Source organism: Amycolatopsis methanolica 239, assembly GCF_000739085.1.
GTDB lineage: Bacteria > Actinomycetota > Actinomycetes > Mycobacteriales > Pseudonocardiaceae > Amycolatopsis_E > Amycolatopsis_E methanolica.
In genome coordinates this window covers 6,065,946-6,089,176 of record NZ_CP009110.1, presented here as the reverse complement: position 1 = coordinate 6,089,176, position 23,231 = coordinate 6,065,946, and the positions used below count along the sequence as shown (strand labels likewise).

The window sequence follows — 23,231 nt, the reverse complement described above, 5'->3', positions numbered from 1 at the left end:
CTAGCGTCGCGCCAGCGCCGCGTTCGCCATCACGTGCTGCATCAGGATCACCAGCACCTGCTTGGTCGACTCGCGGTCCCGCGCGTCGCACAGCAGGATCGGCACCGTGTCGTCCAGTTCGAGCGCCGCGCGCACCTCTTCGGTGCCGTAGCGGTAGGCGTTGTCGAAGCAGTTGACGCCGACCACGAACGGCAGCCCGCGCCGCTCGAAGAAGTCCACGGCCGGGAAGCAACTTTCCAACCTGCGTGTGTCGGCGAGCACCACCGCGCCCAGCGCGCCCTGCGCGAGCTCGTCCCACATGAACCAGAACCGGTCCTGCCCCGGCGTGCCGAACAGGTACAGGATCAGCTCGGGGTTGATCGTGATGCGGCCGAAGTCCAGCGCCACGGTCGTGGTGGTCTTGCTCTCCACCCCGGTGAGGTCGTCGACCCCGGCCGAGGCCTGGGTGATCGATTCCTCCGTCCGCAACGGGGAGATCTCGCTCACCGAACCGACCATGGTGGTCTTCCCGACCCCGAAGCCGCCTGCGATCAGCAGCTTCACCACGGTGGCGGAGACGTTCCGCCGGGGCTCAGAGCCTGCGAATGCCATCGAGAACCGCCTGAAGTACGTGTTGTTCCGGGGTGTCGGAGATGGGCTGGGACGTCCGGTAGATGACGTGGCCGCGCTCGATGAGGTCGGCCAGCAGCACCTTCACGATCGGCACCGGCAGGTCCAGGTGCGCCGCGACCTCGGCGACCGACAGCGGCCGCTGGCACAGGCGCACGATACGGGCGTACTCCGGTGCCATGGTGGCTGCTTCGGCCAGTCCGGGCAGGGCGACCACGAGTGACAGCAGCTGCAGGTCGATGTCGCCGGCGTGGGTGCGCCCGCCGGTGATCGTGTACGGCCGGGCGATCGGGCCAGCGGCGTCATCGAACCAGGTGTCGTCGTCCCGCCTGATCATCATGGCGTGCTTTGCTGCTCAACTCGTGGCGCCGCGCTCAGCGCCGCGCCGACCCGCTTGACCATCATGTTCATCGCGTAGGCGACGAGGCCCATGTCGACGTCGGCCGCGGTCAGCAGCGCGAGGCACGCGCCGTGCCCGGCCGTGGTGACGAACAGGAAGGCGTTGTCCATCTCCACGACGGTCTGGCGCACCGCGCCGCCGCCGAAGTGGCGCCCGGTGCCCTTGGCGAGGCTCTGGAACGCCGACGCCACCGCCGACAGGTGCTCGCCGTCCTCTTCGGACAGATTGGTCGATCGGCCGATCAGCAGACCGTCGGCCGACAGCACAACCGCCCGGTCCGCTCCGACGACCTGCTGCAGGAGGTCGTCGAGGAGCCAGTCCAGCTCGTTGATTCCCGCGTTCGTCACGTGTGCTCTCCCAGAATGTCGGTGGTGCTCGGATCCTGTTCACGAGCGCGGCGGGTGCCCTGCTGGAACGCCGAGAGCCGGCTGCGGGCCTGCTCCGGGCTGTTGTCGGGCACGGTGCTGTGGCCGGTGGCGGCGCTGAAGGTGGCTGTCTCCTCTTCCTTCCTCAACTGCGGGGCCAGGTTCTGCTGCCGTCGCCGCCGAGGCAGCGGCGGGCGGTCCGGCGAGATCGACCCCGCGTGCTGCGGGGGCCGGGCCTGCGGCGGCCGCGTGTCGATCGGCATGCGGGTGTCCAGCGGCGGCCGCAACGGCACCTGCGGCCGCTGCGGTGGCGCCTGGTGCTGCTGCTGCGGGGCGGGCGGCGGTTCCGGCGGAGCGGCCGGCACGTTGGCGCGGAACAGGTCCACCCGCGCCGGGGCCTCCTCGCGATGCCCGTTGGTGCTGGGCGGTTCGGGCGGGATGTCGGCCTCCTCCGGCCAGCGGTGCGACGGCGCGCTCTGGGCCGGGACCAACGTCTCCTCGGGCTGCTGCTGCCCGTCCTCCGGCTGTGGCACCGGAGCCAGCAGCTCGGACCGCACGAGCACGATCGCCCGCGTGCCGCCGTAGGCGGAATCGCGCAGGGTCACCGAAATCCCGTGCCGGGACGCCAGCCGCGCGACCACGAACAGACCGAGGCGCGGTTCCGCGGACAGCGCCATGACGCTGAAGTCCGGCGGTTCACGCAGCATCGCGTTCAGCTCGTCGGCCTGCTCCGGCTCCATGCCGAGGCCCTGGTCCTCGATCTCGATGACCACGCCCTTGCCGACGACGTCGCCGAACACCTCGACGCGCGAGTTCGGCGGCGAGAACGAGGTGGCGTTGTCGAGCAGCTCGGCGAGCAGGTGCACGAGGTCGGCGACGACCGGGCCGGCGACCGCGACGTTCGGCAGCTTGCCGACGGTGACGCGCGCGTAGTCTTCGGTCTCCCCGGTGGCGCCGCGGATCAGGTCGGCCAGGGCGACCGGGTTGCGCCACTGCCGTCCCGGCCGCTCGCCGCCGAGGATGATCAGGTTTTCCGCGTTGCGGCGGGCGCGGGTGGACAGGTGGTCCAGGCGGAACAGCAGGTCCAGCTGGTCCGGGTCCTCCTGCTTGCGCTCGGCCTCGTCGAGCGCCTTGAGCTGCCGGTGCACCAGCACCTGGCTGCGGTGCGCGATGTTGAGGAAGACCTTCTTGGTGCCCTCACGGGTTTTGGCCTCGTCGACGGCGGCCGCGATGGCGGTCTGCTGCGCCTTGTTGAACGCGTCGGCGACCTGGCCGATCTCGTCGTCGCCGTGGTCCAGCAGCGCGACCTCGGTGTCGAGGTCGACGGCCTCGCCGGTGCGGACCCGCTCGACCAGCTCCGGCAGCTGCGTCTCGGCGGCCTCCAGGGTCTCCTCGCGGAGCCGGCCGAGGCGCTGGATCAGGCGGTTGGACAGGCGCCAGGCGAAGAAGAACACCGCGAAGGAGACGATCAGCGCCGCGGCGCCCGCGATGATCGAGGTGACCAGCGTCCGGTCACCGCTTTCCAGGCCGACGTCGGTGGCGTTGGAGCTCTGCTCGATGTAGAGGCCCATCAGCGCGTTCCCGACCTGGGTCGCGGCGTCGCGCCACTGCGCCTCGGGCACCGGGAGCGAGTCCTGGTTGCCGCGGAGGAAAGCGTTTTCAACGATGCTCAGCGTGTCCCACGCCGGGCTCGCCAGCAACGCCTCGTACTTGGCGCGCACCGACGGGATCATCTGCGGTGCGGCGACCTCCAGCTCGGCGTGGTACGCGCCGACCTGGCTGATGTAGGTGCGGAACTCCTCCTCGGACAGACCGCGCCCGGCGATGCCGGCGGCCGCCAGCGCGTCACCGCGGGACATCGCGTCGGCCGCGGTGAACAGCGGCATCGCGGTGACGCGGAGGAACGCGGTCTGCGCGTCCGGCGCGCCTTCGGCGACGCCGTTCAGACCGGTGGCGAACTCGTCGATGATGCGGTTGTAAAAGGCGTAGGCCTCCAGCGGCGAAGCTTGCCTGCTGTCCACGCGCTGCCGCAGCTCCGGCAGCTGGGCGAAGTTCGCGCTGGTCTTGGCGATGCTCTGACGCACCGATTCCGGCGCGTCGTCGACCATGTCCTGCAGCACGGTGGCCATCCGCGCGGCCGTGGTGTCCGTCTTGGCGCGGGCCTGGATCAGATCCGCGCCGGGCGCGCCGTTGCTCGCCAGTGTGCGCAGGGTCAGCACGCGCTCGGCACGCACCGCGCCGAAGAAGAGGGCGCCCGGCTCGGCCGAATCGTGGACCTTCGTCGCGAATTCGCGGGCGTTCACCGCCTGCACGACCAGGTAACCCGCGAGCGCCACGCCGGCGAGCAGCAGGGCGACGCTGGGCACGATCGCGATCGCGAGCACCCTCGACCGGATCGAAGCACGCCGTCTACGTGTTCCGAATACCTTTTTCAACGCTCTGAAGAGCCTTTCCCGCAACTCGATGTGATGGCCTCGGCCCCCGGACCCGAGTTGACGCTGCGCACAGGAACCGCGGTGGGTTCTGCGACCGGGAGAGTGAACCAGCCCGGACAAGTCGAGTCAACTTCACGTTCCGTCCGCGCTCGCCGCCTCTCCGCTGAGTGGTCAGGGGCTTTGTCAGCCGCGCGGATATTGTCGTCTCGCTATATGATCTCGTTACGTCCCGACCGATGGGCCGCGCAGATCCTTGGCGAGTCCGGGGAATGCCGAAGCGTTCCGCGGGTTCTATTCCGCTGGATGGTCTTGCCCGCTACTCCGGATGGTCGTAGCGGGCGATGTCGCGCTCGTTCCTTCTGTGATCTGTCACACCTTTATTGATGAGGTACCGGGGTTCCGAACGCGATTCTAACTGCGGCGCAAGGGGTTCCGGCCGCGTCGGCGGTCGTGGGTCCTTTTCGGAGAATGGCGCTGATCAGGTCATCTCACGGTGGGTGCACGCGCTGATCACGTTTCGTGCGCGGGTAACCGTGACGAATCCGACATCGCCTGGCTCGCTGAGTGATCGGCCGCTCACGCCACCGGCAATTGCGCCGCCAATTGTTCTATAGGGTTTTCCGCATGGTGACGGCGAAGGCGTTGGCCGAAGCGGTGCGGGCCGGGACGGTGGACCCGGTGCGGGAGACCGAACGGGTGATCGCGGGCATCGAGGCCGCGGACCGGGTGGTGGGGGCGTTCCGCCGGGTGCGGGCGGACGAGGCGGTGGCGGAGGCCGCGGCGCTGTGCTCGCGCGCGGACCTGGCGGAGCTGCCGCTGGCCGGGGTGCCGGTGGCGGTGAAGGACGTCGCCGGGATCGCGGGCGAGACCGTGACGAACGGGACCGCCACGGCCCGGCCGGCTGGTTCGGACCACTTCGTGGTGCGGCGGCTGCGGGAGGCGGGCGCGGTGGTCGTCGGGATCACGCGTGTGCCGGAGCTGTGCATCTGGCCGATGACCGACTCGCCGGAGGCCGTGACGCGCAACCCGTGGGCGCCGGAGTACACGGCGGGCGGTTCGTCGGGCGGCAGCGCGGCGGCGGTGGCGGCGGGGCTGGTGCCGGTCGCGCACGGCACCGACGGGCTCGGCTCGATCCGGTTGCCCGCGGCGATGTGCGGGCTGGTGGGGATCAAGCCGGGGGCGGAAGTGCTGGCCGATGACGGCTGGTTCGGAATGTCCGCGCACGGCAGCCTGGCGACGACGGTGGCGGATGCGGCGTTGCTGTTGTCGGTGCTGGCGGGCCGGCCGGAGTTCGCCGAGGTGCGCGAACCGGGGCGGCTGCGGATCGCGGTGTCGACGGAGGTGCCGCTGACGCGCGCGCCGGTGCCGCGCCCGTTGACGGCGGCGGTCGAGCGGGTGGCGGACCTGCTGGCGGCGTCCGGGCATCGCGTGTCTCGCGCGCGGCCGCGATACGGGGTGGAGCCGGTGGCCGGGATCCTGGAACGGTGGTTCGCCGGCCCGGCCGAGCAGGCGTCCGAGGTGGACTTCGACGCGCTGCAGCCGCGGACGCAGCGGCACGTGCGGATCGGGCGTGCCGTGCGGAGGCTGGTGACGCCGGGAACCGCGCGACGCTGGACGGTGCGCGCGGCGGAGTTCTTCGCCGGCCAGGACGTGCTGATCACCCCGACGCTCGCGACGATGCCCCCGAAGGCGGCGGCGTGGCATTCGAGGTCGTGCCTGGCGAACGCGTTGCCTTCGGTGGCGCTGGCGGGCTTTACGGGCCTGTGGAACCTGTCCGGCTACCCGGCGATCTCCGTGCCGGCCGGCCGCACGCCGGAAGGGTTGCCGATCGGGGTGCAGTTGGTGACGCGCCCCGGCGGCGAGTCACGGCTGCTGGCGCTGGCCGCGCAGCTGGAGGCGCTGAACCCCTGGCCACGCTTGCCCTAGCGCGGGTCCCGGCCGGGCTCCACCCTCAGGGGTGGGGCTGGCCGGGGTTGCCGAGGACGCCGCCTCCAGCGGCGCCGTTCGACCAACTGGTTTGGTGGGCACCAGCCGATGACGGGACCGAAGCGCCGTGGGGACGCCGCCTCCCGACGGCGCTGTCCGGTGAGCTGCCGCCTGCAGGCCTGCCCGATCGGCTGGGGCACGCGGGGCCGCCTCCGGCGGCCTACTTCCTGGTGGACTGGGGCCGCTTGGCGAGCGGCTTGGGCGGCTGCTGCTCCTCCGCCATCGCGGCAGGCCCCGCGAGCGCCGCGGGTGGTTTGCCCGTCACCGGCCGGGCACCGCCACCGGGCTTCGGGGCCGGTGCCTTCGGCTGGTTGGGCTTGCCGCCCGCCGGAGCATCATTGGCCGGGCTGCCCAGGCCACCTGCGGTCGGTCCTGCCGACGCGCGCTGCGCGCCGGACCCCGGTCCGCCGGCACTGGATCCACCGGCACCCGGCTTCGCCGCGCTCGCTGTTGTGCCACCGGCACCTGGCCCACCGGCACTGGAGCCACCGGCAGCTGCGCCACCGGCACTCGGCCCACCGGCATTGGAGCCACCGGCAGCCGCGCCACCGGCGCCAGGCCCGCCGGTCCCAGGCTTCGCCGCGCCCCCAGCCGCGCCACCAGCACCCGGCCCACCAGCACCCGGCCCACTGACCGGCTTCACCGCCGCCGGCTTCACCGCGGGCACCGTCTTCATCCCGGCGGCCGCATCGTCCACGGGCCGGCTCGTGTCCACCACGGATTCTTCCCGCAGCGGCTCCAGCGCCGACTGGCCGCGGGCCAGCACCTCGTCGGTCTTGCGGAGCCGCCCGGCGACCTCCGTGCTGATCCGCGTCAGGCGCTCCACCAGTTGCCGCGCCTCGCGTTCGCGCTTCTCCGCCCTCGCGGTCGCTTCCTCGACCATCGCGCGCGCCCTCGCGCTGGCCTCGTCGACCAGGCGCTTCGCCTCGGCGGTCGCCTCCGCGATGCGCCGCTCGGCCTGCTGCTTGCTCGCCGTCTGCTGGTCGGCGATGTGCTTCTCCAGCGCGGCCCGCTGCGACGCCATCGACTGCTCGAAGTCGTGTTGCACGGTGCGCCGCTTGCGCTCGGCCTCGATGTCCAGCTGCGTCCGCCGCCGCGTCGCCTCTGCCGTCAGGCGCTCGACCTCCGCCTTCGTCGCCTCCAGCGCCCGCTTGTGCTCGGCCTGCAGCGCCTGCCCGTGCGTGTCCAGCTCCGCCAGCAGCTTCTGGTACCGCTCACGCAGCTTCCCGGACAGCTCGGTCGTCGCGCTCCAGTGCTCCTCCGCCGCGACCTGCGCGCGCGACGTGATCTCCTCGGCGCGCATCTCCGCCAGCTCCACGGTGCGCTGCATGCGCTCGTCGAGGTCCTCGACCCGCTCCGGCGGCCGCTTCAGCTCCTCGACCCGGTTGCGCAGCCGCGCGATCTCCCCGCGCGCGGCCTCCAGTTCGCGCGACAGGTTGGACACCTTGGCCATCGCGTTGTCGCGATCAGCCATCACCCGGCGCAGGTTCGCCTCGACGTGGTCCAGGTACTGCAGCACCTGGCCGCGGTCGAAGCCGTGCCACACCTGGTTGTACTCACGCCGCAACGGGAGCAGGCTGTCGCGCTCAGAGACCATGGCGAAAACCGTACCCGCGCACAGCGCGTTATCACGGTCAGGCCCACGCCCGGTGTGTCACTCACCAGTGGAAACCCCTGGTGAGTTTGACGAGGGCGTTCGCCGCGCGCGACAGGTGCCGCTCGCCCTTCCCGATCCGCAGCTCACCACTGCCGCCCGCGGCCGTCGAATCGGGGAAGACGCGGTAACCCTCGTACGCGATGGCGTCGACGAGCCCCGGCAGCAGCGTGTACGCCGCCTGGATCAGATACCCCTCCGGGGTGCCGAGATGCTTGGGCCGGTTCTTCAGTGCGCGCACCACCATGCCCGCGGCCTGGTCCGGCGACTTCGTCGGGAACGCGTCGTAGATCTTCGTCGGCCGGATCATCGGCGTGCGGACCAGTGGCATGTGGATGGTCGTGAACGTGATGCCGTCACCGTGGGTCTCGGTCGCGGCGATCTTGCTGAAGTAGTCCAGCGCCGCCTTCGACGCGACGTACGCCGAGAACCGCGGCGCGATGCCCTGCACGCCGATCGAGGACACGTTGACCACGTGTCCGAACTTCCGCTCGGCCATGTGCGGCAGCACCGCGAGGATCAGCCGGACCGCGCCGAAGTAGTTGATCGCCATCGCGCGCTCGTAGTCGTGGAAGCGGTCGTAGGACAGCTTGATCGAGCGGCGGATCGACCGGCCGGCGTTGTTGACCAGCATGTCGATGCGCCCGTGCTCGGCCAGCATCTGGTCGACGATCTTGCGCACGGCCTCCTCGTCGGTCAGGTCGGCCGGGTAGATCGAGGCGTAGCCGCCCGCGGCGACGATCTCGTCGCGCACCTCCGCCAGCTCCGGCTCCCGCCGCGCGACCAGCAGCGGCACGCCGCCCTCGGCGGCCACCTTCAGCGCGGTCGCCCGCCCGATGCCCGACGACGCGCCGGTGATGATCACGCGGCGGCCGTCCAGCTCGCCCCGCGGCCCGTGCTTGCGGGCGCGGAACGGGTCGAGGTGCTCGCGCCAGTACCGCCACAGCGCGGGCGCGTAGTCCTCGATCCGGGGCACGTCGACACCGCTGGCCGCGAGCTCCTTGCGCGTCGCGGCGGAGGCGAAGACCGACGGGAACGACAGCGTGTCCAGCAGGACGGCCGGAATGCCGAGGCGCTCCAGGAACGCGTCGCGGGTGATCGTGACGCCTGGCACGTGCTCGGTCAGCCGGGCCAGCTTCAGCAGGCCGCGGGACAGCCGCCGGTCCAGCTCGACGTTGATCGTCGGCGCCCCGGCCGCGCGGGCGAAGGCGTTGTATACGCGGATCACCGACTGCGGTTCCGGGCTGACCAGGTGGAACGCGCGCCCGTCCAGACCCGGCTTGACGACCAGCTCCAGCAGCGCCCTGGCCACGTAGTCGACCGGGACGACGTTCGTGTCGCCGAGGTCCGGGCCGGCGAGCGGCACGTTCGGCAGCGCGGCGAGCCTGCTGATCGCGGGGAAGAGGTAGTACGGGCCGTCGATCTTGTCCATCTCGCCGGTCTGCGAGTGGCCGACCACGACGGCGGGCCGGTACACCCGCCACGGCACCTCGGACTGCTGCCGCACCAGCCGCTCGGCCTCGAACTTCGTCCGGTGGTACGGCGTCGGCAGGCGCTGGCCGGTGTCGAACATGTCCTCGGTGAACACGCCCTCGTGGTCACCGGCCACGGCCACCGACGACACGTGGTGCAGACAACCGGCGCCGATGTCCGCGGCCAGGTCGAGCACGTGGCGCGTGCCGTCGACGTTGGCCTTGACGCTGGTGGCGTCGTCGGCCGTGAGGTCGTAGAGCGCGGCCAGGTGGACCAGACCGTCGACCCGGCCCCGCAGCTGGGCGCGCACGTCTTCGGCGATGCCAAGGTCTTCGCGGCCGATGTCACCGTCGACCAGCGTCACCTTCTCCGGGTGCGGCCACCCGTTGACCAGGTCCGCCAGCCGCTCCCGCGACTTCTCGCGGACCAGCAGGAACACCCGGTCGACCTCCGCCCTCGCGAGCAGCAGCGGGGTGAACTGGCGTCCGATCAGCCCGGTCGCCCCGGTCACGAAATACCCGGTCATGTGCCTGCCCTCCGCCGTCGTCGCCCGGCTGCATTGTCCGCCGCCGTGGCCGTCGTGACCACAGTCATAGTGCACGGGGCCCCCGGAACGATCGGTGGACGCGAGTAAAGTCGCCTTTACTTGACGGGAACCGGCAGGGCGCTGCCGACGTTGAACCTGATGCAGGTGCCAGTAGATCCAGGAGGATCAGGTGCGTTCCACAAGCAACCCAGCGTTCCGCAACCTGCCCACCGGCAGCGCGGGATACGGCTCTTACGGGCCGAACGTAGGCTTCAACCAGCCCCAGGGCATGCCTGGTTACGGCATGCCGTCGGGGTACGGCGCGCAGCAGGCGCCGGCAACCGAACGCCCCATGACGGTCGACGACGTCGTCATCAAGACCGGCGCGAGCCTCGGCACCGCACTGGTCACCGGTGTGATCGCGGCGATCTGGGCCCACACCCAGGCCGACGCGCAGGCGCTCGGCCCGGTGGTCGGGCTGATGCTCGGCGGCATGGTCGTCGGCCTGGTGCTGTCGCTGATCATGATCTTCCGGCAGAAGCCGAGCGGCCCGATGACGCTGCTGTACTCGGCCGCCGAGGGTGTTTTCCTCGGTGCGATCACCGGGCTCTTCGAGTTCATCTACCCGGGCATCGCGCTGCAGGCGATCCTGGGCACGGCGGGTGTCTTCGTCGCGATGCTGGTGGTCTACAAGACCGGCGCCGTGAAGGTAACGCCGAAGCTCACGAAGTGGATCATCGGCGCCACCGCCGGTGTCGCGATCCTCATGCTCGCCAACCTCGTGCTCGGCCTGTTCGGCGTAAACATGGGCCTGCGGGACGGCGGCGCGCTCGCGATCATCTTCAGCCTGGTCGTGATCGGCGTCGCGGCGTTCAACTTCCTGCTCGACTTCGACATGGCGGACCAGATGATCCGCCAGGGGATGCCGGCCAAGTGGGCGTGGTTCGCCGCGTTCGGTCTGATGACCACCCTGGTCTGGCTCTACCTGGAGATCCTCCGCCTCCTGTCGTACCTGCAGAACGACTAGCGAACGCACAGTGGCGGTTTGCATGGCGGTGCGGGTGGCGGAACCTGAGACGGCCCCTCGCTGTGGGATCACCGACTCATGAATGTCCAATTCACCACGTCGGCGCTGTCCTCGCGAGGAGCCGCCTCGGAGCCCGCGGCGGTGCTAGTTGCTCGGGTGGTGAGGCGGCTTCGCCACCTCGACAACATCGCCTGAACGGCTTGCTCGCAACAGAAGGACACCCGGTTACCAACCGGGTGTCCTTCTGCTATGTGCTCACCCTTTCGGTGGCCCGGTGATCGTCTCGTTGACTACGCAGTGTTGGATACGAGGACTCCTGTCCAGTTCACACTTGTGAGGTTCGCGTGAGCGTCCCCCCACCGCCGGCTGCGCCTGGAGGGCAGCCGGCGCCCTTCGGCAACCAGCCGCCCGCCGGTAACCAGGGCGCTCCCGGCGCGTTCGGCCAGCCGGGCCAGCCCGGTCAGCCGGGCCAGTTCGGGCAGCCCGCCGGCGCCCCGCCGGCCTTCCCGCCGCCGGGTCAGCCCGGTCAGCCCGGCGCGTTCGGACCCCCGCCGGGGCAGCCGTTCGGCCCGCCGCCCGGCCAGCCCGCCAAGAAGAGCAAGCTCACCTGGCTGCGGATCGTCCTGCCGATCGTCGTGGTCGTCGGTGTCGGCATCGCCGCGATCATCAACTTCGTCGGGTCCCCGGCCTCGGCCGCGGTCGGTGACTGCCTGCAGATCACCGAGTTCAAGACCAACGGCGACGAGCCGACGAAGAAGGACTGCGGCGACCAGAACGCGAACGTCAAGATCGCGGTCAAGCTGGACAACGCGTCCGACAACTGCCCGACCGGCGACTACGACGAGTACAGCGTCAGCGGCCGCGGCGACTACAAGCTCTGCCTGATGATCAACGCGCACGACGGCGACTGCTTCGCCAACGTGACGTCGTCGACCGACGGCTACAAGCGGGTCCCCTGCACCGACCCGACGGCCGAGATCGAATTCCTCAAGATCGTCACCGGCCAGGCCGACGAGGCCGCCTGCGAGGGCCTCGAAATCGACGGCGCGGTCACCTACTCCGAGCCCGCCACCACCATGTGCGCGGTCGCGAAGAACGGTGCCAGCGCCTGATCCACGCACCCGAAAAAGGGGCCCGGCACGCAGCCGGGCCCCTTTTCGCGTGCGGGGTCAGCTCAGTCGCTCGATCACCATCGCCATGCCCTGGCCGCCGCCGACGCACATCGTCTCCAGGCCCCACTGCTTGTCGTGGTGCTGCAGCGAGTTGATCAGCGTCGAGGTGATGCGGGCGCCGGTCATGCCGAACGGGTGGCCCACGGCGATCGCGCCGCCGTTGACGTTCAGCCGCTCGATGTCGATGCCCAGGTCCTTGTAGGACGGGATGACCTGCGCGGCGAACGCCTCGTTGATCTCGACCAGGTCGATGTCGCCGATGGACATCCCGGCGCGGGCCAGCGCGCGCTGCGACGCCTCGACCGGGCCGTAGCCCATGATCTCCGGCGACAGGCCGGACACGCCGGTCGACACGACCCGCGCCAGCGGCGTGATGCCGAGCTGCTTCGCCTTGGTGTCGGACATGATCACCAGCGCGGCGGCGCCGTCGTTGAGCGGGCAGCAGTTGCCCGCGGTGACCCGGCCGTCGGGACGGAACACCGGCTTCAGGCCGGACACGCCCTCGATCGTCACGCCCGCGCGCGGGCCGTCGTCCTTCGACACGACCGTGCCGTCGGGCAGGGTCACCGGCGTGATGTCCTTGGCCCAGAACCCGTCGGCGATGGCCTTCTCCGCCAGGTTCTGCGACCGCACACCGAACTCGTCCATCTCCTCGCGGGAGACGTTCTTCAGGCGCGCGAGGTTCTCCGCGGTCTGGCCCATCGCGATGTAGACGTCGGGCAGTTGCCCGTTTTCACGCGGGTCCACCCAGGTGTCGCTGCCCTCGGCCGCGACCTTCGCGGTGCGGGCCTCGGCGTCGGCGAACAGCGGGTTGTGCGTGTCGGGCCAGGAGTCCGAGCTGCCCTTCGCGAACCGCGACACCGTCTCCACGCCGGCGGAGATGAACACGTCGCCCTCGCCCGCCTTGATCGCGTGCAGCGCCATGCGGGTGGTCTGCAGGCTGGAGGAGCAGTAGCGGGTGATGGTGCAGCCGGGCAGGTGGTCGTAGCCGAGCTGGACCGCGACGGCGCGGCCCATGTTGAAGCCCGACTCGCCGCCGGGCAGGCCGCAGCCGAGCATGAGGTCGTCGATGTCCTTCGGGTCCAGCTGCGGCACCTTGTCCAGTGCGGCGCGGACCATCTGCGCGGCCAGGTCGTCCGGCCGCATGCTCACCAGCGAGCCCTTCCCGGCGCGGCCGATCGGCGAACGCGCCGCGGAGACGATGACGGCTTCAGGCATGGCTTGACACTCCTTCGGGTCGGACTAAGCGCGTGCTTACCCACATCCTGCACCTTGGGAGCGTGCGGTCAAACCCCTACGCGACGACTGCCACGTCTAGGGTGGGGCCGTGGACTACGTCGAGCACATCGTCGATCTCGTGGGCAACACCCCGCTGGTCAAGCTGAACTCCCTCACCGAGGGCCTGGCGCCGCTCGTGCTGGCGAAGGTGGAGTACTTCAACCCGGGCGGCAGCGTGAAGGACCGCATCGCGCTGCGGATGGTCGAAGCCGCCGAGGCCTCCGGCGAGCTCAAGCCCGGCGGCACCATCGTGGAGCCGACCTCCGGCAACACCGGCGTCGGCCTGGCGATGGTCGCCCAGCGCAAGGGCTACCAGTGCGTCTTCGTCTGCCCGGACAAGGTGAGCGAGGACAAGCGCAACGTGCTGAAGGCCTACGGCGCCCGCGTCGTGGTGTGCCCGACCGCCGTCCCGCCCGAGCACCCGGACTCCTACTACTCCGTCTCCGACCGGCTGGTGCAGGAGATCGAGGGCGCCTGGAAGCCCAACCAGTACGCCAACCAGCAGAACCCGGAGAGCCACTACCACTCGACCGGCCCCGAGATCTGGCAGCAGACCGACGGGAAGATCACCCACTTCGTCGCGGGCGTGGGCACCGGCGGCACGATCTCCGGCACCGGCCGCTACCTGAAGGAAGCCTCCCAGGGCCGCGTCAAGGTCGTCGGCGCCGACCCGGAGGGCTCGGTCTACTCCGGCGGCACCGGGCGGCCCTACCTGGTCGAAGGCGTCGGCGAGGACTTCTGGCCGGACACCTACGACCGCGGCATCGCTGACGAGATCATCGCCATCTCCGACGCCGAGTCCTTCGCCGTCACCCGGCGTTTGGCGCTCGAGGAGGGCCTGCTGGTCGGCGGCTCGTGCGGGATGGCCGTCGCGGCCGCGCTCAAGCTCGCGGAGCGGCTCGGCCCGGACGACGTCATCGTGGTGCTCCTGCCCGACGGCGGCCGCGGCTACCTGGGCAAGGTCTTCAACGACCAGTGGATGGCCGGCTACGGCTTCCTGCCGCCGGACTCCTCCGGCGCCACGGTCGGCGACGTCCTGCGCGCCAAGACCGGATCGCTGCCCGACCTGGTCCACACCCACCCGAACGAGACGGTCGCCGAGGCCGTCGCGATCCTGGCCGAGTTCGACGTCAGCCAGATGCCGGTGGTCAGCGCCGAGCCGCCGGTGATGGCCGCCGAGGTGGTCGGCGCCGTCAACGAGCGGGAGCTGCTGGAGGCCCTGTTCACCGGGAAGGCCCAGCTCGCCGACCGGCTGGACAAGCACATGTCGCCGCCGCTGCCGACCATCGGCGCCAGCGAGGGCGTCGGCGCGGCGATGAAGGCCCTGTCCAATGCGGACGGCGCGCTGGTGCTGGTCGACGGCAAGCCGGCCGGCGTGCTCACCAGGCACGACCTGCTGGGCTACCTCGCCGGACGCTGAACCAGACTTCATCGCGCGGAACCGTCGGGGCGTTACGAGCGTCTATGACCGGTATCCGATAGCGTGTGGCCACCCGGATCAATGTGAATACGCACTGTCAGTCCTCTCGAGGGGGTTCAAGACCCACATGAGCGCTCCGCAGCCGCCCAACCAGCCTTGGGGTGGCGGTCAGCCGCCTCAGGGCCCGCCGAGCGGTCCCCAGCAGCAGCAAGACAACCCGTTCGGCTCGTCGGAGCCGACCCAGGTCGTGCAGCCCGGCCAGTCGCAGCAGCCGTCCGAGGGCGGCTCGTTCGGCGAGACCGCGGAGCCGACCCAGGTGGTCCAGCCGGGTGGGGACCCGAACGCCACGCAGAAGGTCAACCCGGGTGAGCAGCCGGGCGCGGAGTCCACGCAGCTGGTGCCCCCGGGCTCCCAGCCGCCGGCCATCCCGTACTCGCCGCCGCCGAGCGCCGCGGACAACCCCAGTGCAGTGAATCCCGGCGCGGTGAACCCCCAGCAGGGCTTCGGGCAGCAGGGCTTCGGCCAGCAGCAGCCCGGTTTCGGGCAGCAGCAGCCGGGCCCGTACGGCCAGTCGCCGCAGGGCTACGGCCCGCCGTCGGGTGGGTTCGGCCAGCCGCAGGGCTTCGGCGCGCCGGGCTACCCCCAGCAGGGCGGCGGCGCCCGTGGGGGCAACAACCAGCTCTTCGGCTACATCGCCGGCGGTGTCGCCGCGCTCCTGGGACTCCTCTCGGCCATCTTCGTCCTGGTCGACTTCGGTGACGCGAGTGACTACTCGGACGCGTACGAGGGGATCCGCGAGCAGGCCGACCAGTACGGTCTGCCGAGCCCGGGCCTGGTTTGGTTCTACCTGATCATGATCCTGGTCGGCGGCCTCGCGGCGCTGGGCGGTGGCGTGCTGCTCGCGCTCGCCGGGCGCCTCAGCGCCTCGCTGAAGAAGATCGCGCCGATCGTCACCGCGGTCGGCGGGTTCCTCCTCCTGCTGTTCGCGATCCTATTCATGACCGCGTTCCCGAGCGAGATCGACACACCCGGCAAGGCGATCATGTATCTGATCTTCGGCATCGTGGTGCTGGCGATCGGTGTGCTCGGCCTGGTCCCGGCGACCAAGCAGTTCGTCGGTCTCGGCGAGGGTGGCGGCCAGCAGGGCGGCCCGGGCGGCTTCGGCGGTCCCGGTGGCTTCGGTGGACCGCAGAGCGGCGGCTTCCCGCAGCCGGGTCAGCCCGGTCAGTTCGGGCAGCCCCACGGCCAGCCCCAGTACGGCCAGCCCGGCGGGCCCAACCCGCAGAGCGGTGGCTTCCCGCAGCCCGGCCAGCCCGGTCAGTACGGCCAGCCGCAGCAGCAGCCCGGTTACGGTCAGCCCGGCCAGTACGGCCAGCAGCCCGGCTACGGTCAGCCCGGCCAGTACGGCCAGCAGCCGGGTCAGTACGGCCAGCCGCCGCAGCAGCCTGGCCAGTACGGCCAGCCCGGTCAGCCGCCCCAGCAGTGGTGACCAGCTGATCTGTCGACGATGCCCCCGGCGCGTGCCGGGGGCATCGTCTTTTTCCCAGTTGATGTCCGTGCGCCGGGAACGCGGCTAGGGTGAGCGCCGGAACGGACCGATCCCCCGGGGGCGCTGTGACGAGTCGAAACGGCCACGAGCCGCGCCCCAGCGGGACCACCGCGATCCTCGCCGGCCTGCTCGGGCTGGTGCTGGCCGGCCTACTCGGCTACCTGCCGCTGAAGTTCTTCGTCGACTACGGCTTCGCCGGCATGGACGGCAAGGTCCGCGGCGTCCTCGGCGTCTACTCGGCCGCCGCGCTGGTCCTGCTCGCCGGCGCGCTGACCACGTTCTTCCGCGCGGTCGCCGGCGGGGTGTTGCTGCTGGTCGGCGGGCCTCTCGCGGTCGCCGCGGTGATCTGCGAACCGGTCCTGCTCTACCCCGGCTACTTCGGGGACTTCTTCGCCGCCATGTTCCGCTTCGCCCCCGACGACGCGTTCGTGCGGGTCGGCGCGGTGGTCGGCGGCCCGCTCGTGTTCGTCCTCGCGGTGCTTCCCTGGACCTTCCGGTACCTGCGGCACCGCCCGGCTGGTAGTTGGTAGTGGTGACCTTTCCGTCCCAATCCGAAGCGGCCGCGACATCCCGCGGCGGCGGCGCCGGCATCACGGCGGCCGTCCTGGCCCTGCTCGGCGGCCTGTTCCACCTGGTCGGCGTCGCCGGTGGCGCGGTGCTGCTCGCCGGCGACGGCGACCTCGGGCGCAGCCTGCTGACGTTCGCCACGCACCTGGTGCTCGCCGCGGTCCTCATCACCGGCGGGGTCGGGCTCGTGCTGGCCAAGGAGTTCGGCCGCGTCGCGACGATCATCGGCGCGGCCGCGGCGCTCTTCGTGTACCTGCTCGTGCTGGTGCTCGGCGCCTCCGGGGTGTACTTCCTCGGCCTCCTCGACGGCGACGTGCCGCTCGGCTACGTCGGCGTGCTGTGCGTGCCGACGATCGGCACGCTGGTGCTGGCGTGCCTGCCGCCGACCGGACGATGGGTGACCCAGGGCTGGTCGTAGGCTGGGGAAATGACGCACGACCTTTCCCGCTCCGGCTTCGAGACGCGCGCCATCCACGCAGGTCAGGAGCCTGACCCGCGGACAGGTGCGGTCATCGTGCCCATCTACCAGACCTCCACCTACGCGCAGGACGGCGTCGGGGGGACCCGCGAGGGTGACTACGAGTACTCCCGCACCGCGAACCCGACGCGCACCGCGCTGGAGCAGGCCCTTGCCTCGCTCGAGGGCGCGCGGCACGGCCTGGCGTTCGCCTCCGGCATGGCCGCCACCGACGCGGTCCTGCGCACCGTGCTGCGGCCCGGCGACCACCTGGTTCTGGGCAACGACGCCTACGGCGGCACCTTCCGGCTGATCGACAAGGTGCTGAAGCTGTGGGGCGTCGAATACGGCGTCGCGGACCTGTCGAACCCGGACGAGGTCCGTGCCGCTATCCGTCCCGAAACCAAGCTGATCTGGTGCGAGACGCCGTCCAACCCGCTGCTCGGCATCGCCGACCTCGCGGTGCTGGCGGAAATCGCCCACGGCGCCGGTGCCCGCCTCGTCGTCGACAACACCTTCGCCACGCCGTACCTGCAGACGCCGCTGGCGCTAGGCGCCGACATCGTCGTGCACTCGACCACCAAGTACCTCGGCGGCCACTCCGACGTCGTCGGCGGCGCCGTGCTGACCAGCGAGGACGAGCTGCGCGACCAGCTGTTCTTCCTGCGCAACTCGGCGGGCGCGGTGCCCGGCCCGTTCGACGCCTGGCTCACCCTGCGCGGGCTCAAGACCCTCGCCGTCCGGATGGACCGGCACTGCGACAACGCGGAGCAGATCGCCGAGATGCTGTCGGCGCACCCGAAGGTCGCCGAGGTGTACTACCCGGGCCTGCCCGGGCACGCCGGCCACGAGGTAGCGGCCAAGCAGATGCGCCGCTTCGGCGGCATGATCTCGTTCCGCCACGCCGACGGCAGGCAGGCCGCGCTGGACACCGCGGCGCGCACCGAGCTGTTCATCCTGGCCGAGTCGCTCGGCGGCATCGAATCGCTGATCGAGCACCCGGGCCAGATGACGCACGCGAGCGTGGCCGGCTCGATGCTCCAGGTGCCCGACGACCTGCTGCGGCTGTCCGTCGGCATCGAGGACGTCCGTGACCTGAGCGACGACCTGCGCGCTGCCCTGGGCTGAGAGGCGTCGGCGGGGGAGCGTCGCGGCGCTTCCCCGCTCGGTCAGGGCCGGTAGTTGTTCAGCTCGGCCGTCTTGGCGTCACCGGGCGTGGTGCCGGTGCGGATGCCCTCCAGGTCGGAGCCGTTCACGCACCCGCCGACCAGCTCGACGTAGTTGTCGTGCCGGATGTACTGGGCCGGGTCGCCGCAGTTGGCCCTGTCGACCGTGTAGACCGCCGCGCCGGTGAGGGCCAGGGCGGACGTGACGCCCGCGACCAACGGCAGCAGTCCGGCCGCACGCGTGGCGCGGCGGACCCGTCCGCCCGTTTCACCCCGTGCTGGCATGGCTACTCCCGATTCGCCGAACTGACCGGCTCCCAGGGTACCGAAAGCCGTGAGGTGCGAGTGGCATGATCCGGGATATGGATCTGGTGGACGTCGACCGTATCCGCGAGGCGCGGAAGCTGCTCGAGGGGATCATCCGCGTCACGCCGATGGAGCACGCCCGTGACCTGGAGCGGGCGCACGGCGGCCCCGTCCACCTGAAGTGCGAGAACCTGCAGCGCACCGGCTCGTTCAAGATCCGCGGCGCCTACACCCGTCTGCACGGCCTGAGTGCGGAGGAGCGGGCCCGCGGAGTCGTCGCCGCCAGCGCGGGCAACCACGCGCAGGGCGTCGCGCTCGCGGCGTCGCTGCTGGGCATCTCGTCGACCGTCTTCATGCCGACCCGCGCGCCGCTGCCCAAGCTGGCCGCCACCCGCGGCTACGGCGCGGACGTCCACCTGCACGGCGACGTGCTGGAGGAGACCCTGGCCGAGGCGATCGCGTTCGCGGAGCGGACCGGCGCGGTGTTCATCCACCCCTTCGACCACGCGGACATCATCGCCGGGCAGGGCACCGTCGGGCTGGAGATCCTGGAGCAGGTGCCCGAGGCGGCCACGGTGCTCGTGCCGACCGGCGGTGGCGGTCTCGTCGCGGGCGTGGCGTGCGCGGTGAAGGCGTCACGGCCGGACGTGCGGGTCGTCGCGGTGCAGGCCGAGGACGCGGCCGCCTTCCCGCCGTCGCTCGCGGCCGGTGGCCCCGTGCGCCTGCGCGAGATGCAGACGATGGCCGACGGGATCGCGGTCGGCCAGCCAGGGCCGGTGAGCTTCGCGCACGTCGCCGCGAAGGTCGACGACGTCCTCACGGTGTCGGAGGAGTCGCTGTCCCGCGCGGTGCTGCTGTGCCTGGAGCGCCGCAAGCTGGTCGTGGAGCCTGCGGGCGCGGCGGCGGTGGCGGCGTTGCTGCAGTACCCCGGCGAGTTCGCGGCGCCGGTGGTGGCCGTGGTGTCCGGCGGCAACGTGGACCCGTTGCTGCTGCTGCAGATCATCCAGCACGGCATGACGGCGGGCGGGCGTTACCTCGCGCTGCGGCTGCGCGTGCCGGACCGGCCGGGGTCGCTGGTGTCGGTGCTGTCCCGCGTGCGGGACCTGGGCGCGAACGTCCTCGACGTCGAGCACTCGCGGATCTCCGGCGCGCTGGCCCTCGGCGAGGTCGAGATCGCGCTCAAGCTGGAAACCCGCGGGCCCGACCACTGCGAGGAGGTCCACGCCGAACTCCAGCGCGCCGGGTTCACCGTCGTCGGCTAGACGAGTAATGCGTAAGTCGGGGTGATGCCCGGAGTGAGGTGAAGGGTGTCCAAGATCAGTTTGTGACGACCGACCTGAACACCCTTCTCACCGCACTCTACGTCAAGATCGACGACCATCTCGCGGGCAGGCGGCGGATGGGCAGACCGCCGAAGCTGACCGACGCTGAGCTGGTCACGCTGGCCGTCGCCCAGGCGTTGCTGGGGTTCACCTCCGAGGCCCGCTGGCTGCGGTTCCTGCCCGCCCGGATGCCCGGCGCGTTCCGCTACCTGCCCGGCCAGTCCGGCTACAACCGTCGCCTGCGCGCTGCGCTGCCACTGATCAAGCACGTGATGCGCTGGCTGGCGGCCGATACCGACCTGTGGACCGACACCACCTGGATCGTCGACTCCACCCCGGTGGAGTGCGGCCGGTCCCGACCGACGGTCAAGCGCTCAGAGCTGGCCGGCTGGGCCAAGTACGGCTTCTGCCGCTCACACTCCCGCTGGTTCTGGGGACTGCGGCTGCATCTGGTCTGCACCCCTGCCGGACTCCCGGTGGCCTGGGCGCTGGCGGACCCGAAGATCGACGAGCGGCAGGTACTCATGGCGATCTGCGACCACGAACCCCACCTGCTCACCGACCGCCCCGGCCTGCTGATCATCGCCGACAAGGGCTACGTCTCCCGCGAACTCGACCACTACCTCACCGAGCGCGGGGTCCGGCTGATCCGACCGTCCTACCGCAACCGCCGGCCCCATCCCGGCGAGCCGCTGCTCAAGTCCATCCGCCAGCTCATCGAGTCAGTCAACGACACCCTCAAAGGCCAACTCGACCTCGAACAGCACGGCGGACGCACCATCGAAGGCGTCGGAACCCGCGTCGCCCAACGCCTCCTGGCCCTCACCGCCGCCATCTGGCACAACCGCGCCACCGGCCAACCCATCACCCGATCACTGACCGCCTACGACCACTAACCGAGATACGCATTACTCGGCTAGAGGTTGCCGCGGCGCTCCTGCTCGCGCTCGATCGCTTCGAACAGGGCCTTGAAGTTGCCCTTGCCGAAGCCGAGCGAGCCGTGCCGTTCGATCAGCTCGTAGAACACCGTGGGCCGGTCACCGACGGGCTTGGTGAAGATTTGCAGCAGGTAGCCGTCCTCGTCGCGGTCGACCAGGATCCGGTGCTCCTTCAGCGTCTCGATCGGCACCCGCACCTCGCCGATCCGCGCGCGCAGCGCCGGGTCGTCGTAGTAGGAGTTCGGGGTGTCCAGGAACTCCACGCCGGCCGCGCGCATCGCGGTGACCGTGCCGACGATGTCGTTGGTGGCCAGCGCGATGTGCTGGCACCCGGCGCCGCCGTAGAACTCCAGGTACTCGTCGATCTGTGACTTCTTCTTCGCCACCGCGGGCTCGTTGAGCGGGAACTTCACCCGGTGGTTGCCGTTGGCGACGACCTTGCTCATCAGCGCCGAGTACTCGGTGGCGATGTCGTCGCCGACGAACTCCGCCATGTTCGTGAAGCCCATGACGCGGTGGTACCAGTCCACCCAGTGGTCCATCTTGCCGAGCTCCACGTTGCCGACGCAGTGGTCGACGGCCTGGAACAGCCGCTTGCGCTGCGGCGTCTCCCGCGCCTGGAAACCGGGCAGGTACGGGCCGGTGTAGCGGGAGCGGTCGACGAGGCTGTGCCGGGTCTCGCCGTAGGTCGCGATCGCGGCCCTGCGCACGGTGCCGTGCTCGTCGGAGACGTCGTGCGGCTTCTCCAGGACCGCGGCGCCCTGGGCGCGCGCGTGCGCGACGCACTTGTCCACATCGGACACTTCGAGCGCGAGGTCCACGACGCCGTCGCCGTGGCGGCGGTGGTGGTCGAGCAGCGGGGAGTTCGGCCGGACGCCGCCGGTGATGACGAAGCGCGCGGAACCCGACTTCAGCACGAACGCCTTGTGGTCCGGCTGCCCGGTCTCTGGCCCGGCGTAGGCGACGAGCCGCATGCCGAATGCGTGCTGGTAGTACCACGCGGTCTGGGTGGCGTTGCCGGCGATGAACACGACGGCATCGAGCGACTTCACGGGGAACGGGTCGGCGGTCTCATCGTGCTCGACCAAACCGACGAGCTGGCGCAACTGGTCGTAGTCGACATCGTCGAGAGCGTTCGTCATGTCTGGCAGAATGCGTAGTTCGTCGCATCTTGGGCAACAGTGGCGCCTTTCTCTGGACAAATTGACCAGTGTTCGCCCAGGATGATCTATCAAACCGGGCAATGTGACCAGGAGGATGCGGTGGACGCGCTCGACGCCCGGCTGTTGCTGTTGCTCACCGACGCGCCGCGGCTGAACGTGCTGGAGTGCGCGCGCCGGCTCGGCGTCGCCAGGGGCACCGTGCAGGCGCGCCTGGACCGGCTCACCGAACAGGGCATCCTCGGCGGCTTCCCGCCGCAGCTGAACCTCACGGCCATGGGGTACGGGCTGACCGCGTTCGCGGTGATCGAGATCGCGCAGGGCCAGCGCACCTCGGTTTCCGAGGCCCTGGACGCCATCGAAGAGGTGTGCGAGGTGCACGCCACCACGGGGCAGGGCGACCTGTTCGTCCGGATGGTGGCGCGCGACCACGACGACCTGCAGCGGGTCATCGACGCCGTGGTGAGCGTGCCGGGGGTGCGGCGCACGTCGACGTCGCTGGCCCTGTCCACACCCGTGCCGCCGCGCGTCCGGCCGCTGCTGGAACGGCTCGCCTACGAGACGAACTCCAGGTAGCGCTTGGCCGAGCGCTGCACGACGTCGTAGCCGTCCTGCCGCACCACCGCGTCCCACCACGCGCCGTAGATCGCGTCGAAGCGGTAGTCGGCGAGGATCTCCGCGGCGCGCCGCACGACCGACGGCCGCTCCGGGATCAGGTTCGGGTAGCTGTACATGAACGCGACGAACCGGCGGTCCGGGATCACCTGGACGATGTCGCCGGACAGCAGCGCGCCCCGGCCCTGCTCGCCGCCGGACCAGTGCAGGACCGTGCCGCCGGTGAAGTGCACACCCAGGTTGACCAGCGTGAGGTCCTCGCCGACCTGTTTGGTCTGGCCGCTCCACAGCTCGATGCGCTCGTTCGGACGGCCGATCCACTCGCGGTCGCCTTCGTGCAGGTAGACCGGCACGTCGAAGGCGCGGGCCCACTCGACGCAGGTCGTGTAGTAGTGCGGGTGGCTGATCGCGATGCCGGTGATGTCGCCGCGGCTGGTGATGTGCTCGGCGATCGTGTCGTCCAGGTAGGCGGTGAGGTCCCAGAGGAAGTTGCCGCCCGGGGTCTCGACGAACAGCGCGCGCTGGCCGATGCCGAACTTCGGGGTGCAGGCGATGCCGGTGATGGACTCGCCCTCCTGCCTGATGAGGGGCTCGTGCTCGGCTCGGAGCGTGGCGAAGTCGGTCCACCGCTGGCCCGATGGGGGGACGTACTGGCGTTCGTCCTCGCAGATGGGGCAGTCCGCGCGGGGGGAGGCGTACTGCGTGCCGCAGGTCACGCAGATGGGGTTCATGTGCTGTGACGCTACGCGGTTTTCGTGGCGCGGTGCTTCGCTTGGCCACGCCCGGATCCCCGCGCGAGCCCCAGG

The 23,231-nt window shown here is 70.8% G+C and carries 21 protein-coding genes; 11 read left to right on the top strand and 10 right to left on the bottom strand.

Annotated elements, in window-relative coordinates; all coding sequences use genetic code 11:
• The 4 genes from AMETH_RS29560 to AMETH_RS29545 are packed head-to-tail and all read right to left on the bottom strand — an operon-like array spanning window position 1 to window position 3,758.
• Entirely contained in the window at window positions 1–591 is a 591-nt protein-coding gene (locus AMETH_RS29560; RefSeq protein WP_026153485.1) for a GTP-binding protein, read from the bottom strand.
• On the bottom strand, window positions 572–946 hold the full coding sequence (locus AMETH_RS29555; protein WP_017984828.1) for a DUF742 domain-containing protein: 375 nt from the start codon (window positions 944–946) through the stop codon (window positions 572–574). Before AMETH_RS29555 ends, AMETH_RS29560 begins: the two co-directional genes overlap by 20 nt.
• The gene (locus AMETH_RS29550; protein WP_017984827.1) at window positions 946–1,356 is read right to left on the bottom strand and encodes a roadblock/LC7 domain-containing protein; all 411 of its coding nucleotides are present in this window, start codon (window positions 1,354–1,356) and stop codon (window positions 946–948) included. The genes AMETH_RS29555 and AMETH_RS29550 overlap by 1 nt, the downstream gene beginning before the upstream one ends.
• Window positions 1,353–3,758 (bottom strand): sensor histidine kinase, encoded by a 2,406-nt coding sequence (locus AMETH_RS29545; RefSeq protein WP_017984826.1) that lies wholly within the window; start codon window positions 3,756–3,758, stop codon window positions 1,353–1,355. Before AMETH_RS29545 ends, AMETH_RS29550 begins: the two co-directional genes overlap by 4 nt.
• A 675-nt stretch (window positions 3,759–4,433) precedes the next feature.
• On the opposite strand from AMETH_RS29545, the gene AMETH_RS29540 reads away from it, so the two are divergent.
• A complete protein-coding gene (locus AMETH_RS29540; RefSeq protein WP_017984825.1) occupies window positions 4,434–5,735 on the top strand; it encodes an amidase family protein in 1,302 nt (433 codons plus the stop codon).
• A gap of 220 nt (window positions 5,736–5,955) precedes the next feature.
• Here AMETH_RS29540 and AMETH_RS40950 read toward each other — a convergent pair whose 3' ends face one another.
• Window positions 5,956–7,392, bottom strand: coding sequence for a coiled-coil domain-containing protein (locus tag AMETH_RS40950; RefSeq protein WP_017984824.1), 1,437 nt, complete (start codon window positions 7,390–7,392; stop codon window positions 5,956–5,958).
• Between the two features lie 61 nt (window positions 7,393–7,453).
• Window positions 7,454–9,448, bottom strand: coding sequence for an SDR family oxidoreductase (locus AMETH_RS29530; RefSeq protein ID WP_017984823.1), 1,995 nt, complete (start codon window positions 9,446–9,448; stop codon window positions 7,454–7,456).
• Between the two features lie 190 nt (window positions 9,449–9,638).
• Between AMETH_RS29530 and AMETH_RS29525 the strand changes: the two genes are divergently transcribed.
• Both AMETH_RS29525 and AMETH_RS29520 read left to right on the top strand, forming a co-directional pair.
• Window positions 9,639–10,475: a Bax inhibitor-1/YccA family protein gene (locus AMETH_RS29525; protein ID WP_026153484.1), complete on the top strand. Its 837-nt coding sequence runs from the start codon at window positions 9,639–9,641 to the stop codon at window positions 10,473–10,475.
• A 344-nt stretch (window positions 10,476–10,819) separates the two neighbouring features.
• Window positions 10,820–11,587 carry an LppU/SCO3897 family protein gene (locus tag AMETH_RS29520; RefSeq protein WP_017984821.1) on the top strand — a complete coding sequence of 256 codons (768 nt, stop codon included), beginning with the start codon at window positions 10,820–10,822 and terminating at the stop codon, window positions 11,585–11,587.
• A 57-nt stretch (window positions 11,588–11,644) separates the two neighbouring features.
• Here AMETH_RS29520 and AMETH_RS29515 read toward each other — a convergent pair whose 3' ends face one another.
• Window positions 11,645–12,865: an acetyl-CoA C-acetyltransferase gene (locus AMETH_RS29515; protein ID WP_017984820.1), complete on the bottom strand. Its 1,221-nt coding sequence runs from the start codon at window positions 12,863–12,865 to the stop codon at window positions 11,645–11,647.
• 109 nt (window positions 12,866–12,974) lie between these two features.
• Here AMETH_RS29515 and AMETH_RS29510 point away from each other — a divergent pair, with 109 nt between their 5' ends.
• The 5 genes from AMETH_RS29510 (at window position 12,975) to AMETH_RS29490 (ending at window position 18,046) form a co-directional block, all read left to right on the top strand.
• A complete protein-coding gene (locus AMETH_RS29510) occupies window positions 12,975–14,345 on the top strand; it encodes a cystathionine beta-synthase (protein ID WP_017984819.1) in 1,371 nt (456 codons plus the stop codon).
• A 247-nt stretch (window positions 14,346–14,592) separates the two neighbouring features.
• Complete coding sequence (locus AMETH_RS29505; RefSeq protein WP_017984818.1) at window positions 14,593–15,834, top strand: hypothetical protein; 1,242 nt, start codon at window positions 14,593–14,595, stop codon at window positions 15,832–15,834.
• Window positions 15,835–15,959: 125 nt separating this feature from the next.
• On the top strand, window positions 15,960–16,424 hold the full coding sequence (locus tag AMETH_RS29500) for a hypothetical protein (protein WP_017984817.1): 465 nt from the start codon (window positions 15,960–15,962) through the stop codon (window positions 16,422–16,424).
• A 2-nt stretch (window positions 16,425–16,426) separates the two neighbouring features.
• Window positions 16,427–16,879 (top strand): hypothetical protein, encoded by a 453-nt coding sequence (locus tag AMETH_RS29495; protein WP_223842965.1) that lies wholly within the window; start codon window positions 16,427–16,429, stop codon window positions 16,877–16,879.
• Window positions 16,880–16,888: 9 nt separating this feature from the next.
• Window positions 16,889–18,046: a cystathionine gamma-synthase gene (locus tag AMETH_RS29490; RefSeq protein WP_017984815.1), complete on the top strand. Its 1,158-nt coding sequence runs from the start codon at window positions 16,889–16,891 to the stop codon at window positions 18,044–18,046.
• Window positions 18,047–18,087: 41 nt separating this feature from the next.
• Here AMETH_RS29490 and AMETH_RS29485 read toward each other — a convergent pair whose 3' ends face one another.
• Window positions 18,088–18,369 carry a hypothetical protein gene (locus tag AMETH_RS29485; RefSeq protein WP_017984814.1) on the bottom strand — a complete coding sequence of 94 codons (282 nt, stop codon included), beginning with the start codon at window positions 18,367–18,369 and terminating at the stop codon, window positions 18,088–18,090.
• A gap of 77 nt (window positions 18,370–18,446) precedes the next feature.
• Here AMETH_RS29485 and ilvA point away from each other — a divergent pair, with 77 nt between their 5' ends.
• Together ilvA and AMETH_RS29475 are read left to right on the top strand one after the other, a co-directional pair.
• The gene (gene ilvA / locus AMETH_RS29480) at window positions 18,447–19,652 is read left to right on the top strand and encodes a threonine ammonia-lyase (protein WP_017984813.1); all 1,206 of its coding nucleotides are present in this window, start codon (window positions 18,447–18,449) and stop codon (window positions 19,650–19,652) included.
• A 62-nt stretch (window positions 19,653–19,714) separates the two neighbouring features.
• Entirely contained in the window at window positions 19,715–20,608 is an 894-nt protein-coding gene (locus tag AMETH_RS29475) for an IS982 family transposase (RefSeq protein ID WP_017983093.1), read from the top strand.
• Window positions 20,609–20,628: 20 nt separating this feature from the next.
• Here AMETH_RS29475 and hppD read toward each other — a convergent pair whose 3' ends face one another.
• A complete protein-coding gene (hppD, locus tag AMETH_RS29470; RefSeq protein WP_017984812.1) occupies window positions 20,629–21,792 on the bottom strand; it encodes a 4-hydroxyphenylpyruvate dioxygenase in 1,164 nt (387 codons plus the stop codon).
• A gap of 81 nt (window positions 21,793–21,873) precedes the next feature.
• On the opposite strand from hppD, the gene AMETH_RS29465 reads away from it, so the two are divergent.
• Window positions 21,874–22,386 (top strand): Lrp/AsnC family transcriptional regulator, encoded by a 513-nt coding sequence (locus tag AMETH_RS29465; protein ID WP_038532501.1) that lies wholly within the window; start codon window positions 21,874–21,876, stop codon window positions 22,384–22,386.
• Here the strand turns inward: AMETH_RS29465 and AMETH_RS29460 are convergent.
• A complete protein-coding gene (locus AMETH_RS29460) occupies window positions 22,365–23,156 on the bottom strand; it encodes an MBL fold metallo-hydrolase (protein WP_017984810.1) in 792 nt (263 codons plus the stop codon). The genes AMETH_RS29465 and AMETH_RS29460 overlap by 22 nt on opposite strands.
• Window positions 23,157–23,231 lie beyond the last annotated feature (75 nt).

Bases quoted from the DNA above. Each gene is read 5' to 3' on its own strand.
- ilvA (WP_017984813.1), top strand. From the start codon at position 18,447: ATGGATCTGGTGGACGTCGACCGTATCCGCGAGGCGCGGAAGCTGCTC.
- AMETH_RS29485 (WP_017984814.1), bottom strand. From the start codon at position 18,369: ATGCCAGCACGGGGTGAAACGGGCGGACGGGTCCGCCGCGCCACGCGT.
- AMETH_RS29540 (WP_017984825.1), top strand. From the start codon at position 4,434: ATGGTGACGGCGAAGGCGTTGGCCGAAGCGGTGCGGGCCGGGACGGTG.
- hppD (WP_017984812.1), bottom strand. From the start codon at position 21,792: ATGACGAACGCTCTCGACGATGTCGACTACGACCAGTTGCGCCAGCTC.
- AMETH_RS29490 (WP_017984815.1), top strand. From the start codon at position 16,889: ATGACGCACGACCTTTCCCGCTCCGGCTTCGAGACGCGCGCCATCCAC.
- AMETH_RS29560 (WP_026153485.1), bottom strand. From the start codon at position 591: ATGGCATTCGCAGGCTCTGAGCCCCGGCGGAACGTCTCCGCCACCGTG.
- AMETH_RS29555 (WP_017984828.1), bottom strand. From the start codon at position 946: ATGATCAGGCGGGACGACGACACCTGGTTCGATGACGCCGCTGGCCCG.
- AMETH_RS29460 (WP_017984810.1), bottom strand. From the start codon at position 23,156: ATGAACCCCATCTGCGTGACCTGCGGCACGCAGTACGCCTCCCCCCGC.
- AMETH_RS40950 (WP_017984824.1), bottom strand. From the start codon at position 7,392: ATGGTCTCTGAGCGCGACAGCCTGCTCCCGTTGCGGCGTGAGTACAAC.
- AMETH_RS29465 (WP_038532501.1), top strand. From the start codon at position 21,874: ATGATCTATCAAACCGGGCAATGTGACCAGGAGGATGCGGTGGACGCG.
- AMETH_RS29515 (WP_017984820.1), bottom strand. From the start codon at position 12,865: ATGCCTGAAGCCGTCATCGTCTCCGCGGCGCGTTCGCCGATCGGCCGC.
- AMETH_RS29530 (WP_017984823.1), bottom strand. From the start codon at position 9,448: ATGACCGGGTATTTCGTGACCGGGGCGACCGGGCTGATCGGACGCCAG.